14 protein-coding genes are annotated in these 13,533 nt (G+C 61.3%); 4 read left to right on the forward strand and 10 right to left on the reverse strand.

Features of this window, described 5'->3' with window-relative positions; all coding sequences use genetic code 11:
* Positions 1-6 precede the first annotated feature (6 nt).
* Genes RHP72_RS12375 through ppk2 form a run of 4 tightly spaced genes read right to left on the reverse strand, consistent with a single transcriptional unit; the run spans position 7 to position 6,332 of the window.
* Positions 7-972, reverse strand: coding sequence for an endonuclease/exonuclease/phosphatase family protein (locus tag RHP72_RS12375; protein ID WP_214514385.1), 966 nt, complete (start codon positions 970-972; stop codon positions 7-9).
* A gap of 48 nt (positions 973-1,020) precedes the next feature.
* Positions 1,021-2,715 carry a SulP family inorganic anion transporter gene (locus tag RHP72_RS12380; RefSeq protein ID WP_311094732.1) on the reverse strand — a complete coding sequence of 565 codons (1,695 nt, stop codon included), beginning with the start codon at positions 2,713-2,715 and terminating at the stop codon, positions 1,021-1,023.
* A 17-nt stretch (positions 2,716-2,732) separates the two neighbouring features.
* A complete protein-coding gene (locus RHP72_RS12385) occupies positions 2,733-5,474 on the reverse strand; it encodes a cation-translocating P-type ATPase (RefSeq protein ID WP_054187745.1) in 2,742 nt (913 codons plus the stop codon).
* A gap of 27 nt (positions 5,475-5,501) precedes the next feature.
* The gene (gene ppk2 / locus RHP72_RS12390; RefSeq protein WP_311094856.1) at positions 5,502-6,332 is read right to left on the reverse strand and encodes a polyphosphate kinase 2; all 831 of its coding nucleotides are present in this window, start codon (positions 6,330-6,332) and stop codon (positions 5,502-5,504) included.
* A gap of 191 nt (positions 6,333-6,523) precedes the next feature.
* Here ppk2 and RHP72_RS12395 point away from each other — a divergent pair, with 191 nt between their 5' ends.
* Positions 6,524-6,775 (forward strand): three-helix bundle dimerization domain-containing protein, encoded by a 252-nt coding sequence (locus RHP72_RS12395; RefSeq protein ID WP_007734945.1) that lies wholly within the window; start codon positions 6,524-6,526, stop codon positions 6,773-6,775.
* 133 nt (positions 6,776-6,908) lie between these two features.
* Complete coding sequence (locus RHP72_RS12400) at positions 6,909-7,286, forward strand: SHOCT domain-containing protein (protein WP_007734948.1); 378 nt, start codon at positions 6,909-6,911, stop codon at positions 7,284-7,286.
* Here the strand turns inward: RHP72_RS12400 and RHP72_RS12405 are convergent.
* Positions 7,264-8,709 carry a hypothetical protein gene (locus RHP72_RS12405; RefSeq protein WP_070161885.1) on the reverse strand — a complete coding sequence of 482 codons (1,446 nt, stop codon included), beginning with the start codon at positions 8,707-8,709 and terminating at the stop codon, positions 7,264-7,266. The genes RHP72_RS12400 and RHP72_RS12405 overlap by 23 nt on opposite strands.
* 75 nt (positions 8,710-8,784) lie before the next feature.
* Entirely contained in the window at positions 8,785-9,183 is a 399-nt protein-coding gene (locus tag RHP72_RS12410) for a hypothetical protein (RefSeq protein WP_311094733.1), read from the reverse strand.
* Between the two features lie 162 nt (positions 9,184-9,345).
* Between RHP72_RS12410 and RHP72_RS12415 the strand changes: the two genes are divergently transcribed.
* Positions 9,346-9,939, forward strand: coding sequence for a GNAT family N-acetyltransferase (locus RHP72_RS12415; RefSeq protein WP_050656477.1), 594 nt, complete (start codon positions 9,346-9,348; stop codon positions 9,937-9,939).
* A 17-nt stretch (positions 9,940-9,956) separates the two neighbouring features.
* Here RHP72_RS12415 and RHP72_RS12420 read toward each other — a convergent pair whose 3' ends face one another.
* The 4 genes from RHP72_RS12420 to RHP72_RS12435 all read right to left on the reverse strand — a co-directional run bounded on the left by RHP72_RS12420 (position 9,957) and on the right by RHP72_RS12435 (position 12,741).
* On the reverse strand, positions 9,957-11,033 hold the full coding sequence (locus RHP72_RS12420; RefSeq protein ID WP_232508949.1) for an ABC transporter substrate-binding protein: 1,077 nt from the start codon (positions 11,031-11,033) through the stop codon (positions 9,957-9,959).
* Between the two features lie 142 nt (positions 11,034-11,175).
* The gene (locus RHP72_RS12425) at positions 11,176-12,012 is read right to left on the reverse strand and encodes an AraC family transcriptional regulator (RefSeq protein WP_058038643.1); all 837 of its coding nucleotides are present in this window, start codon (positions 12,010-12,012) and stop codon (positions 11,176-11,178) included.
* 55 nt (positions 12,013-12,067) lie between these two features.
* Positions 12,068-12,394 (reverse strand): multidrug efflux SMR transporter, encoded by a 327-nt coding sequence (locus tag RHP72_RS12430; RefSeq protein ID WP_003942819.1) that lies wholly within the window; start codon positions 12,392-12,394, stop codon positions 12,068-12,070.
* Entirely contained in the window at positions 12,391-12,741 is a 351-nt protein-coding gene (locus RHP72_RS12435; protein WP_003942817.1) for a multidrug efflux SMR transporter, read from the reverse strand. Before RHP72_RS12435 ends, RHP72_RS12430 begins: the two co-directional genes overlap by 4 nt.
* A 53-nt stretch (positions 12,742-12,794) precedes the next feature.
* On the opposite strand from RHP72_RS12435, the gene RHP72_RS12440 reads away from it, so the two are divergent.
* On the forward strand, positions 12,795-13,514 hold the full coding sequence (locus RHP72_RS12440) for a transglutaminase domain-containing protein (protein ID WP_003942747.1): 720 nt from the start codon (positions 12,795-12,797) through the stop codon (positions 13,512-13,514).
* Positions 13,515-13,533: the final 19 nt, after the last annotated feature.

Raw genomic sequence — 13,533 nt, forward strand, 5'->3', positions numbered from 1 at the left:
CTCCGACTAGTTGGGGATCGCCACGTCGACGATCAAGCCGAAGTGATCGGAACCTTCGATCTCGATCCGCTCGAGTGACTTCGCCTGTCCGCCCCGCAGAAGTACATGGTCGATGCCGACGATCGCGGGAAATTTCTTGTCCGCCGGATAGGTGCGCACGATGCCTACTCCCAATTGGTCTGCAGCATCGGAGTAGCCGACATCGAGGAGGTCACGGAATTGCTTGTGCGTGAATGTGGTGTTGAAGTCGCCACTGACGATGACGGTTTCCTCGGCGGCAGCAGCGTCGAGCGCGTTTCGCAAAGTGCTCAGCTCGGCAGTCCACACGTCGGGCGGGGTCACGTACGCCGGTCCGGGGTGAACCGCCAGAAGGGTGAACGGGGTCGAGAAGCCCACTTCGGCAACAAGATTGGTCGGTCCGAATCCGTTCAATTCCCGAGTTTCCGTCAGCGGATAACGGCTGTAAATACCGGCGCCACCCCCGCCGGCCTCGTCCGGTACCAAGTAGTGATGCGGCAGCAGTTGCTCGAGTCCTTGATCTCTGAGAGAGCCTTCGAGTGATGTGGTCAGTTCCTGAACCGTCAGGACGTCGATTGCCTTCTCGCGCACCGTCGCAGTCAAACTGGCGGGATCTGCCTGCCCGAAGAGAAGGTTTGCTTGCATTACGCGCAGAGTCGGCCCGTCGATTTCGGAACTGTTTGCCACATACAGTGGACTGATCACCGACGCGCCCACCGCAATCAGTACCACCGAGATCGCCAGCAGGATCCAGCGGCGAAAGACCAGGCATATCAGGGACGCTGCGAGTGTGACCGCAAGCAGTATCGGGACGAAGGAGGCCACGGCGATCAACGGGTTGATCGGCTTGGTGGAGTACAACGCGATCAGCGAGACAACGCCGACGGCGATACCGCCCACGCCGGCGACCTGAGCGATACGGCGTGCCGGAACATTGTCCGTCGTGAATCCCATACCAAACGGTACCCAATGCAGCCACGGCTCCCGACTGCCTGGCGTTTGTCAGTCGTCGGTTCGGGTGCGGAATGCGTTCACGGCGGCTTCGACGGTCGGGTAGAAGTGCGTCGAATCGAATCGATCCCCGACTCCGAATCGGATGAGTCGATCCTTGATCGGACCTTTCATCTCTGCGAATGCCAACCGAATTCCTTTGCCTTCGAGGAATGTATCCAGATCGACGAGTTCGTCGACTGCCGTTGTATCGAGTCCGGTGATCGGTTCGGCGGCTATAACCACCCAGTCGACCGGATCTGGCGCCTTGGCGACGACGGAGCGAACGTACTCGTCGAAGATCTCGCCGTTCGCGAAAAACAGTGGCGCGTCAAACCTCACCAACACCAGGCCGGGGATGCGATGCCCATCTGGATGGCGTTCGATGTCGTGGAATCCGGCGGGTTCGCCCGTCTCGACGAGTTCGGTTCGATGTGGCTGCCATACCTGCGCGATGACCGCTGCGAAGGACAGTCCGATCGCTACAAGGATGCCTTGTAGCACACCGACCAGGGCGACGCCCAGAAACGCCGCGACGGCGAGGCCGAATTCCACGGTGCTCATGCGCCACATGCGGACCATGCCGCCCACGTCGATCAGTGCACACGCGGCGACGATGACGACGGCGGCCAGTGTTGCATCGGGCAGATATGCCGTGAGTCCGGGAGCGACGAGGACGAACACCAGGACCGCGAGCGCCCCGACGACGCCGGCCAATTGTGTGTGCGCCCCACTCTGTTCGGCTACCGGAGTTCGTGACCCGCTCGCCGAGATCGGAAACCCGCCGAACAGCCCGCCGGCCACGTTCGCGACACCGATCGCCTTCATTTCGGTACTGCCGTTCACGACCTCGCCGTGGCGGGCGGCGAAGGTGCGCGAGAGAACGCCGGTGTCGGCGAAGGCAATCAATGCGATACCGGCGGCGGGCCCGATCAGATGGCCGACGTCCTGCCAGGTGACTCCACCGACGGAAGGGAGGGGGAGTCCTTCCGGTAGTGCGCCGACCATGCCGATGTCATCGGTGAGACCGGCGGCAGCGGACAAGACTATGGCCGCGACAACGGCCACCAGAACGCCGGGAACAACAGGTACCCAGAGCCGGAAGGCGACTATGACGACTAGCGAACCGACACCGATGGCGGCAGCGAGGGGGTCGACGTCGCCACCCACCAGGGCCTTTGAGATCCCGCCGATTTCACCGAGTAGACCGGACGCGTCGACGGAGAATCCGAGCAGCTTGGGAATCTGACCAACTACGACGACGAGTGCAATGGCGTTGAGGTAGCCGAGGCGGATCGGTTTCGAGAGGAGTTCGGTCACGAAGCCGAGACGAAGGAATCCGCCGATCACGAGGATGAGTCCGACAAGAATGGCGAGAACACCGGCTAGTGCAAGCGCATTCTCCGAATCGCCGACCACTGCCAGCGGTATGACCGCGGCGGCAATCAGCGGCGCCAGTGACGAATCAGGTCCGAGTACAAGGATTTTCGAGGGCCCGACTACCGCGTAGGCGAGCAAAGGCACGATGGTGGCGTACAGCCCGGCGTACGCAGGCAACCCGGCGGCCTCGGCGTAGCCCATGCCTGCCGGGATGAGCAGGGCAGTCAAGACGAGTCCGGCAGTGACGTCTGTTCGCAACCACTCGCGGCGATACCCACGGGCAGTCGCGACGCCCGGTAGCCGACCTAGACTCTCCGCCCACATCATCGTTTGATTGTCCTCCCTCAGTGGAGCGAACGGGCGCGCTCGGGGGCAACCGCGGTGGTCGCAGGGAGGGGCGCAGGTGCCTGTGCGAGGCGGCGGCGTCGAATTGCCTTGTCCAACTCGACGACAACCGGGATGATCAGCGACCAACCCAGGCAGGCGAGCCACTGGGCGCCGGTCAGTGAGGTTGTCATGAGGAGGTCCTGGAGGACGCCCGCCTCGACGGCGAATACGGTCACGACCGTGGGGATCGTCAAGATCTTGATGGCACCGAGAACCGGTGGAACCACGCCGGACTCGGGATCACGCCGCATGGTAAGCCCCGCGAGAATCGAACCGAGAGAGAGCACTACGAATGCTGTGGTCATGGGAACATTCGCATCGGAAGTACTCATTTCACCGGGTGCGAGAAGCATCGCCGCGAGTGTCACGGCAAATTGCAGGACACCGTACGCGAGCCACTGAGCGACTGCGCTTCGATGTGCGATCGGCATCTTGGGATCGCGCGGAGGCTTGTTCATCAGATCCGGTGGCGGCGGGTCGAGCATGATCACGGCGACGGGGAACAGTGTGATGAAGAAGTGCTGGAACAGCACCATCAGTGGCGTCAGTGCCACACCCTCGTTGATGTTGAAGATGCTCGCAGCGAGGAAGAGGAGAACCAAGGAGAAGAGTTTCGACATCTGGTAGCGGATGTACGAGACGATTTTTCCGTAGATGTTGCGGCCCAAAGTGATCGCGGTGATGAGGGTGCCGAAGTTGTCGTCGGTGAGCACCATCTTGCCCGCCTGTTTGGTCACCTCACTGCCCGAGCCCATGGCGACGCCGATGTCTGCCTTCTTCAACGCGGCGGCGTCGTTGACCGCGTCTCCGGTCATCGCGACGACGGCGCCACCGCTCTGCATGACATCGACCAAGCGAAGTTTGTCCTGCGGAGTGACGCGGCCGAACACGTGCAGGTTCGGCAACGCGGTCGACAGTTCTTCATCGGTCATCGCTTGCAACTCGCCTCCGCCCACCGAGCCCGGGCCGAGTCCGAGTTCGGCACCGATCGCTGCGGCGGTGATGGCATGGTCGCCGGTGATCATGCGGACCTCGATGCCGGCCCGGTGTGCGGTTCGCACCGAATCGACCGCCTCCGGACGCAGCGGGTCGATGATGCCTGCCATACCGACAAACGTCAGGTCCTCGACAAAGGACATGGGGTCGGCCACGACAGCGTCTTCCCGTCCGTCGAGGCGTCTGACCGCGAATGCCAGCACCCGAAGACCCTTTTCGGACATGGACTGATTTGCTGCCGTGAGTTCGTCTCGGACTTCCTCGATCGGGACCTGCCGACGGCCGGGGAGAAAGGCCGAAGAACACCGAGCGAGGACGACATCGGGTCCGCCCTTGACCAATCCGACGAACTGACTTACGCCGTCGACTTCGAGATGGTGGTACGTGGCCATGAACTTGTACGCGGAATCGAACGGAACCGTCGCCACCCGCGGGTAGGTCCGTCTGGTGAGTGGGGCGTCGGCACCGATCTTTGCCGCGAGCACCACGAGCGCGGCCTCGGTCGGGTCGCCGACAACTTCCCCGGAATCGGAAACCGTTGCATCGCTGTCGAGACACAGTCCGTATGCGAGAAGGGTGAAGTCGGGCGGCGCCTCGCCGGCAACCTGCGTTATCCTTCCCGCTTTGGCATAGCCTTCGCCCTCGACCGTGTACCAACGGCCGTGGACGTACAGCGATCGGACGGTCATCTGGTTCATGGTCAGCGTGCCGGTCTTGTCCGAGTTGATTGCACTGGTCGCGCCGAGTGTTTCGACGTCGGTCAGGTTCTTCACGACGGCCTTGGCGTCGGCCAGTTGACGGGCACCGTAGGCCAGCATCGCCTGGACGAATGTTGGCAGGCCGGTCGGAATCGCGGACACTCCCATTGCGATACCAAGGAGCAGAAGCGTAGTCAGGTCCTGCCCACGAAGGAGCCCGATGACGACGATGACGATCACTGCCGTCCACGCGATGATTCCGAGAAGTTTGGTGAGAGAGTCCAATTCACGTTGAAGTGGCGACTTGCCAGGGGCGACCGCCGACAACATCGACGCGATCCGGCCTATCTGCGTCTGCATCCCGGTCTCGGTGACCACCATGGTCGCCGTGCCGCGGGTGACCGAGGTGTTCTGGAAGACCAGATTGCTGCGGTCTCCGAGCGGAATATCCTCGTTGTTCAGCGTATTCGGGTCCTTCGGTATCGGCGCGCTTTCCCCGGTCAATGCGGCTTCCTGCGTCTCCAGGGTGGTGGTGGCGAGCAACCGTCCGTCGGCAGCGATGATGTCTCCTGCCTCGACTTGGACGATGTCACCCGGCACCAGTTCGGTAGCGTCGAGTTGAATCAGGTTCCCGTCACGAATGACCCGTGCTTGGGGCGTCTGCATCTTGGCGAGGGCGTCGACGCTGGCCCGTGCCTTCAACTCCTGTCGAGTTCCGAGGACGATGTTGAGCACGACGAGCACCGCCACCACGATTGCTGTCGGCACTTCACCGATGGCGATGCTGACCGCGGCCACGGCGACGAGCATCAAGTTCATCGGATCTTTCAGCTGCAACAGCGCGATCGACCACGTCGACGGCGGTGGCGTCGAGGTGATTTCGTTCGACCCGTAGCGTCGTCGCCGTTGGTCGGCCTCATCCGACTGCAGTCCGCGCTCCGGGTCCGACTGCAGTACGGACACGACTGATTCGCCACTCTGCGCATGCCACGGCGTGGGGCTCATGACCGCACATCCTTTCCTTGGCGATCGTCAATACCGGGTCGGAATCCAGTGCAGCGGTTGTTTGGGCGTCTGGTAGCCGTGAGCCTTCTGCCGTTTCGGCAGGGTGATGTCCGTGGATTGCACGGGGTCGTAGGGGATCTGACTCAGAATGTGGCTGATGATGTTGAGTCGTCCGCGTTTCTTGTCATTGTTGTTTGCGACATACCATGGCGCCCAGCCGGTGTCGGTGAAGCGAAACATCTCGTCGCGGGCACGCGAGTAGTCGTACCAATGACTGAACGACTTCAGATCGAGATTCGACAGCTTCCAGATCTTTCGAGGGTCGTCGATCCGGCTCTGCAGACGTAAGAGCTGCTGTTCTTCGCTGACCTCGAGCCAGTACTTGAGCAGAATGACTCCCGATTCGACGATCGCGCGTTCGACGGTCGGAATGAGCTGGAGAAATTGATGTGCTTGTTCTTCGGTGCAAAAGCCCATTACTCGTTCTACACCGGCACGGTTGTACCAACTTCGGTCGAAGATGACGATCTCACCGCCAGCCGGAAGATGCGGGACGTAGCGCTGGACATACATCTGCGAATGCTCTCGCTCGGTCGGGGCGGGTAACGCAACGACCCGGAACACTCGCGGACTCACTCGCTCGGTGATGGCTTTGATGACACCGCCCTTCCCCGCGGTATCTCGACCTTCGAATACGATGCAGACCTTGGCTCCAGACGATTTGACCCACTCCTGCAAAGCCACGAGTTCGCCGTGCAACGGCTTGAGTTTGCGGCGGTACACCTTGTTCTTCATCGGCTTTTCTGCCACGGGCGGCGCGTCGTCGGTAAGGGTTGACGGGGTGCCGTCGTGAAGAATCCGAGCGTTCTTTCCCACTTCCACTCCCTGGCATCATGAGCGCAACGCGAGCGCGCGGGGAACCGTCCGCCCTTATGTGTATGCCCCATATTCGGTGAACCTATTCTCTTCGCAATCGAGACCCGAATCGTGTTGTTTTCGAACCCTTTCCGAGTCTTGACGTGCTCGGCTGGACGGACGACCATTAATGGATGACTGGCGACGAAGAGTTGCTCCACGTCGAGCGGGTGATCACTCGCCTCATTTCCCGCTATCCCGCCGTTCCTCCACCGGAGATCGAAAACAGAGTGCGAACAATTCACCAGCGTTTTGCGGGATGTCGGATCCGCGACTTCGTGCCTCTTCTGGTCGAAAAAGCGGCCAGACAAGAGATCTCGGATCGGAGAATCGTGATTCCGATAATGGATGAGCGGTCGGCGAGTCTGAACTCTCTCGAGCTGTAGCCGGAACGGGGATCGTCGGCGCATACTGAAATGACCTTGGACCAGGGAGTTCTGGCCGAATGCAGGAGCTCAGGCGCGGAACGTCAGCCTCCCGAACTCCTGATGTGTAAAACCGAGTACAGGGAGCGTTGACATGGAAGGCTTCTGGGAATTCTTCTGGTTCATCTTCGTCTGCTTTGCCTTTGTGGCGTACTTGAGCGTGTTGTTCTCGATCATCACCGACTTGTTCCGTGATCACGAGACTTCGGGCTGGGCCAAGGCGTTGTGGATGATATTCCTCTTCGTCATTCCATTCCTGTCCGCGATGATCTACGTGGTCGTCAAGAATGACGGAATGACGAGGCGGTCGATGGAAGCCGCTCAAGAGCACATACACGCGCAGAGTGATTACATTCGAAAGGTCGCCGGGAAATCGCCGACTCAGCAGATCGCCGACGCCAGAGAGCTTCTCGACTCAGGCGCGATCAACGAAGAGGAATTCCAGGCCATCAAGGCAAAGGCGCTGGCGTAGTTTTCGTATCTTCTGCCCCGGGCCTGGCGTCGTCGGTTCCGCCGTCGCCAGGCCCGGCGTCCTGCGCGGCGGCGCGTGCGGGACGAACCAATACTTCCAGTGCGACGAGAGCAACGAGCGCAATGACGACGATCCAACCAACGACCAATCCGGTGGGGTAGCGCCAGAAGAGCAGCAACAGGGCGGCGATGCCGATGATGGCACAGCGCAGTGGGACACGAAGCTGATTGGCCCACCGCTCCACCTGATTCGGCGTTCGGCCGCTTGCAGAATGCCGGACGAAGTCCAACGCCTGCCCGTAGCCTCGACGAACGGCGATCGCCGACGACGACCCACCGATCAGGTAGGCGCCGAGCCCCACCACCACACCGAGGACCGCAACCGCGCGAAGGCTCGTCCGAAGCGGAACCAGAACTGTGTCGATGACAGCGGTGGCGGCGTCTGGCGAGAGGATATCGGTAGGGACACTGTCGAGGTAGATTGCGCGCCCGATCAGAATTCCGATCGCAAGAACAAGCATTCCCAACGCAATCGACAGTCCGACCAGGGACAGCGTACGAAGCCTGCGACCGGTTGGCGCAACGGCGACAGCGGCTGCTGCGCAAGCAATTCCCAACCACGGCAGCACCGCCGAGACCTTGTCGAGTGCCGAGACGGCTCGCTGCGCCTTCACCAGCTCGGGGGACTGGAAGAGAACAAACTCCTTGTCCACGGACGGGATTTTGTCTGCGAAAGCGAAGCCGCGGTCGGTCAGCGCCGTTTTCACCCGGTCGATGATCGTGCTCAGTGAAATGCTGACCGTTCCGCTCTGGTCGACCTCGACCGAGTCGGGTCCGTAGTTTCCGGTCATGACGGCGACGAGGGAGTTGTGCGCCGCTCGGTTCGCCTGAATCCAAAGGTCTTCGAACTGCTGCGTCCGAACGAGCGAGGCCACTGTGTCGTGGACGAAACTCTTCGCCTGGCCGGCGATCACCGGTGCCAAACCCACCAACGCCTGGTCCACGCGAGGCGCGTTGGCTTCGAGATTCGACACATCCGTCAATGCCGTGAGTGCCTCGGTGGTGAGCCCTTCGACGTCGACGCGATCGAAGATCTCGTCCGTGACTTGATTCGTGATCTCCGCTTGCACGGCTGGATTCTCACCCAGTGGCGCTACCGTGCTGACGTAGCGGTCCGTGTCGAGGATCTGACTACGTACGAAGCGGGTGGTTACCGACAAGACTGCGAGCAGTGCGACCAGCACCAGCAGGATTGTCACCGCGGTCCACCGCAGCCCATGTCGAGGTGGTCGGGAGACTTTCTCGACGGTCGTTTCGCGGGCGCTGGGAGTCTGCTCGCGAAGTGTTGCTACCTCTTCGCGCAACCGGGCTAGTTCGGCACGTTCGTCCTCCTGGAGTGGTCCGTCGCTCGTGCCGTTTGCCATGATGGTCCTCCCGGGACGGAAACTACTGGCGCACAGTTGAAATGCTGAACTGCGAAGATTATTCGGCGGGTGACCTCAGATGACCTCGGGATTCCAGGTCGCGACGGCCCAGATGACGAATACGTCGAGTGCGATGATGATGATCGACCACCACGGCGAGTGGGGTAGCCACAGGAAATTCGCGAGGATCGACAGAGAACAGGTGACTATCGCGCCTACCCGTGCCCACGTCGCGCCGGTGAAGAGCATGATTCCGACAGCGGTGACGAGCACGCCGAGTACGAGGTGAATCCATCCCCAGGAGGTGAGGTCGAATTGGTACGCGTATTCAGGGCCGACGACCGTCACGTCGTCCTCCGATATCGCCGAGATGCCTTGGAGGATTTCGAGCACGCCGACTGTGATGAGGAGAACGGCTCCGCCCAGCGCGCTTCCTTTTGCCACACCCTGCTTTACCAGTGAATCCTCGGACATGACCGCCCCTAGATTTCAAGCGCGAAATAGCCTGGCATATTTCCCTGTCCCGACCTTTTACGGTGGTGAAGTAGCCCGTCGGAGGGCAAATCAAACATTGAGCGCTGCACAGCATTGCGATATTCATTCGCCTACGAATTCGAAAGAACCTACCGTGACGGCATGGATATGGCGGACGTAGGTGTGGCGATGAGGCCTGCACCGGGTGTGATCCGGACGGACCGACTGGTGCTCCGTACCTACCGCCCAGGCGATCACCGGGATCTTCTCACCTTCTACGGGCGCAGCGACGTATGCCGATATTTGCTCAACGAACCCTGGAGTCTCGCGGAGGCTCGGGAGGCCGTGCAGACCAGAATGTCTCGCCGCGACCTGGCATCGGGCGCGGTGGCACTTGTTGTCGAGTACGGGGGCCGGGTTGTCGGAAGCGTGAGTGCTTGGCGAGTCGAAGAATCTGATTGCACAGCCGAAGTCGAGCACACCGCCGAACTCGGGTGGGCATTTTCGCCCGAGTTCGGCGGCCGAGGATTCGCGACGGAAGCAGTGACCGCTCTGATCGACCTCGCGTTCGCGACACCCCGATTGCGCCGCGTGGTCGCGCGAATGGATTCGAGAAACGAATCCTCGGCGCGACTCGCGCAGCGGATCGGTATGAGGCGAGAGGGACATTTTCGGCAGAACGCGTGGATCAAGAACGAGTGGACCGACACCGTAGTTTTCGCGACACTTCGCGGTGAGTGGCCTTCAGTTGCTTGATCAGACCGAGCGGGCTGCTATTTTGCGACCAGTTCGGTCAACTGTGGCACGAGTTCGTCGGTCGCCCACGGAACACTCAGAAGGCTGACGTACATTGTCGCTGCAGTCAGGCGATTGTCGGTGATCCACAGGTCCTTGCCGTTGGCGATGACCGGCCACCGCGAGAACAGAGTGTTGGCCAATGTGCTGTCGACTTCCGACTGATCGCTTGCCCAACCGAGATACACGTCGGTGTTGATCGTGTCGAGCTTTTCCATACTGATGCCGAAAAGGAACGAGTCGCCGGCGAAGTTCTTGGCGCCGTTCACCACGTCGGGAGCGACTGTGAGCCCGAGGTTTTCGACAAACTTGACGCGCGGATCGTCCGGACCGTAGATGGCGGTTTCGGTTTCTCCTTCACGGATGTAGGAACCGAAGGCGAAAGTGACTCCGTTGAATTCGGGATGACTCGCCTTCGATTCCTGGACCGATTCCTCAACCGACTTGATCAGCGCCGCGGTTTGAGCGGGACGCCCGAGTGCCTTGCCGACATCGGTGGCGAGGTTTTGCCACGAGCTGGGCTGATACGGCTTGGTGTCGTACGGGAGGGTCGGGGCGATCGAGCTCAGGCGCTGGTAATCCTGCTCGGAGAAGCCCGAGTACGGGGCAAGAATCAGATCAGGCGCGGCATTGAGAATCTGCTCGAACAGTAGCTCGCCGCTGTCGGAGTAGTACGGCGCAGGCGTGGGCAGCGTCTGGCCCGACTTTTCGAGTTCGGCGCGGGTCCACGGCAGGAACCCGTCGGCGTCGCCGGCCCAAGAGTCCTTCTGCATCGCGATCGGAGTGACACCCAGGGCGATGACCGTGTCTGCCGCTGCGGAATCGAGGGTGAGGATCCGTGTCGGCTCCTTGTCGATGGTGGTCCCGCCGAAAGCGTGCTTGATCGTCACGGGATAGGCGCCGTCCTCGACGGCGGATGCCGATGAATTGTTTTCCTGGGCGTCCGATGACGACTGTGTGCAGGCGGTCAGAGGCAGTGCCGCCGCCAGCATGAGCGCAACAACGATTCGTCGCCTCCGCTGGGGACGAATTCTCTGACGGGCAGATCTGAACACGCGAAACTCCTCGGGATTGATCAGGGAAGTGCTTGCACGACTCAGCGCAGTACGCGCATGAGAGCAGGCTTACCTAAGTGAATGTAGGGCGCGTGCGTGTAGCGAAGGGGCCAGCCGATGTCGACAACAGGTCAGGCTCGAGTCAGTTGACAGCGGCGAGCGCATTGCCGGGGGTGTAGCCGACCGTCTTGCGAAAAGCGGCGATGAAGGAACTCGACGTCCCGTAACCGACACGGCGGCTGACGGCGTTCACACTCATTCCGGTCCCGAGCATGCCGAGGGCCGTGCTCATACGAACCAGAGTGCGCCACTGCGCAAAGCTCAAGGCGAGTTCCGCGGCAAAAATCCGGGTGACCGTACGTCGGCTGAGATTGAGAACGTGAGCCCACTGATCGAGTGATCGATCGTCGGCGGGATCCGACAGCACTTTGTCGACGAGCATCCGTAGCCGCGGATCTCGGGGGATCGGTACGTCGAAGTGAGGTGCCGATGCCGGGGTGAGGAGATCGACACAAACCTGCTGAGCCCGAAGGCGTTGTTCTGCAGGCATTCCGGTGTGGGCGAGGTGTATCAGCAGTGCCCGGGCTGCCTCACTCAGTGTCACGATGCACGGTTCGTTCCAGGCGGGGGTCCACAGCTCGGGGGTGAAGAGCGTGGCGCGGAATGCGACGTGGGGATTTGCCTGACCTTCGTGGAGGACCCCGCGGGGGATCCACAGGCCGACGCCGGGCGTGACGGTCCAGAGTTGATTGTCGATGATCATGTTGACGACACCGCGGTCGGACCAGATCAGTTCGTGCTCGATGTGAGCGTGCTCTGGCCACCGGGTGATGTGGTCGGTCTCGACGATGTACGTCGTGAGTTGGAACGGCGCCGGGACAGCGCGCGCCATCGGAGTGTGGCGGTCGGATTCCCGTAAGTGGGAATCGTCGTCCAGCTGTGGACCGTCGGCGATTTCACGAAGGGCAGGGATCAGCACCGTGGACTACCTCCAGAGCAAAGTTAGGTAAACCTTACACTGATGTGTGCAGCGATCAGTGACTCGCACCGAGTTCGATGAGAAGCACGCCTGCCGCGATGAGGCCGATCCCGACCATCATGAGCCTGGTCAGCGGTTCGCGAAAGAGAATGCGGGATGCGATTGCCGTCAACGCCACTCCACATGCGGTCCAGATTCCGTAGGCGACGCCGATGGTGAGGCCCGCGTCGAGCGCGAGGGTCAGGAAGGCGAACGCGGCGAGATACCCCACGGTGACAACCGCGAGCCATCGTTTGTCGCTGCCGTCCTGCGACGCCATCCGTAGTGACAACGTCGCGGTGACCTCGGAAATAATTGCAGCGATCAGAAATACGAAGGTCATGCTGGGTCCGCCGGCCCGCTGTCGGCGGCAGCCTGGGAGCCGAGTTCGACGCACAGCACTCCGCCGATGACCAGTGCAATCCCGACGCCCATGGTGGCCGTCAGAGGATCTCCGAAAAGGGCCGTTGCGAATACTGCGGTCAGGACAACTCCGGTTGCGCCCCAGATTCCGTATGCAACACCGAGTCCCATGCCCTCCCGCAGGACGAACGACAAGGCGGTGAATGCTGCGAGATATCCGCCGACGACCACGATGTACCAAGCCGGGTGATCGAGGGCGGCGCGCAACGACAGCGTCGCAGACACCTCGGTGAGGATCGCGGTGATCAACAACAGCCATTTCTTCACGGTTGGGATTCTGTCAGGCTCCACCGATTCCGGTCGCGCACTACGGTTGAGACATGACGTGCGTACTGCTCGGTGGAATCCGCAAAGGTGACATCCGCCACGACGCGTCGGGTGGCGATGTGGCCGCAACTCCGATCCTCGACTGGGGCCACGACGACGTGGCCCGCCTCTACGAGGACATTGCAGAAGGTGCGATCCAGTCGGCGCAGGAGTTCCTGGTGTCGGCGCATCGCAGCGTCGTTGCAAATATTCGGCCGGTGTACGGCCTCGACGACCGGCAACCCGTCTCGGTGACATTGAGTCGAGAGCGCGGATCCTGCAGTCAGAGACTGGCTATCGTCGAAGCGTTGGCTCGCCGCCGAGGTATCGCCACCCGAGTACGCGGTCTCGTACTACGCGGGGAATTCTGGTACCCGAGATTTCGGCGTCTACATGCGGTGATTCCGAAGTCAGTGCTGCTGGCGTGGCCGGAATTTCTGGTCGACGGACGCTGGCAGGACATCTCCGAGATCGTTTCACCTGCGGTGGTCTCAGCGCTCGAACCGTTCACGAATACCGGCGAGGAGACACTGTTCGACGCGATCGGACGCGCTCCGATCAGTTGGGGCAAGTCTGTTTCGTGTGATTGCTTGGACTTCTCCGAATTCGTCGACCGCGATCTGGGCACCTTCGAATCTCGCGACGTGCTCTTCGAGGAATTCGGACAGACGATGTCGACCCCCGTCAGAATTCTCGTCGACCCGGTTTTCCGGAACTGGAGTGCATCCGGCTGACGCGCGACGCGAGGTCTAG

The sequence above is a fragment of the Rhodococcus sp. SG20037 genome (assembly GCF_031763325.1).
Classification (GTDB): Bacteria; Actinomycetota; Actinomycetes; order Mycobacteriales; family Mycobacteriaceae; genus Rhodococcus_F; species Rhodococcus_F qingshengii.

Excerpts from the sequence above, each read along its gene's own strand:
- RHP72_RS12375 (WP_214514385.1), bottom strand. The coding sequence starts at position 972 with ATGGGATTCACGACGGACAATGTTCCGGCACGCCGTATCGCTCAGGTC.
- RHP72_RS12380 (WP_311094732.1), bottom strand. The coding sequence starts at position 2,715 with ATGATGTGGGCGGAGAGTCTAGGTCGGCTACCGGGCGTCGCGACTGCC.
- RHP72_RS12385 (WP_054187745.1), bottom strand. The coding sequence starts at position 5,474 with ATGAGCCCCACGCCGTGGCATGCGCAGAGTGGCGAATCAGTCGTGTCC.
- RHP72_RS12395 (WP_007734945.1), top strand. The coding sequence starts at position 6,524 with ATGACTGGCGACGAAGAGTTGCTCCACGTCGAGCGGGTGATCACTCGC.
- RHP72_RS12400 (WP_007734948.1), top strand. The coding sequence starts at position 6,909 with ATGGAAGGCTTCTGGGAATTCTTCTGGTTCATCTTCGTCTGCTTTGCC.
- RHP72_RS12405 (WP_070161885.1), bottom strand. The coding sequence starts at position 8,709 with ATGGCAAACGGCACGAGCGACGGACCACTCCAGGAGGACGAACGTGCC.
- RHP72_RS12410 (WP_311094733.1), bottom strand. The coding sequence starts at position 9,183 with ATGTCCGAGGATTCACTGGTAAAGCAGGGTGTGGCAAAAGGAAGCGCG.
- RHP72_RS12415 (WP_050656477.1), top strand. The coding sequence starts at position 9,346 with ATGGATATGGCGGACGTAGGTGTGGCGATGAGGCCTGCACCGGGTGTG.
- RHP72_RS12430 (WP_003942819.1), bottom strand. The coding sequence starts at position 12,394 with ATGACCTTCGTATTTCTGATCGCTGCAATTATTTCCGAGGTCACCGCG.
- RHP72_RS12440 (WP_003942747.1), top strand. The coding sequence starts at position 12,795 with ATGACGTGCGTACTGCTCGGTGGAATCCGCAAAGGTGACATCCGCCAC.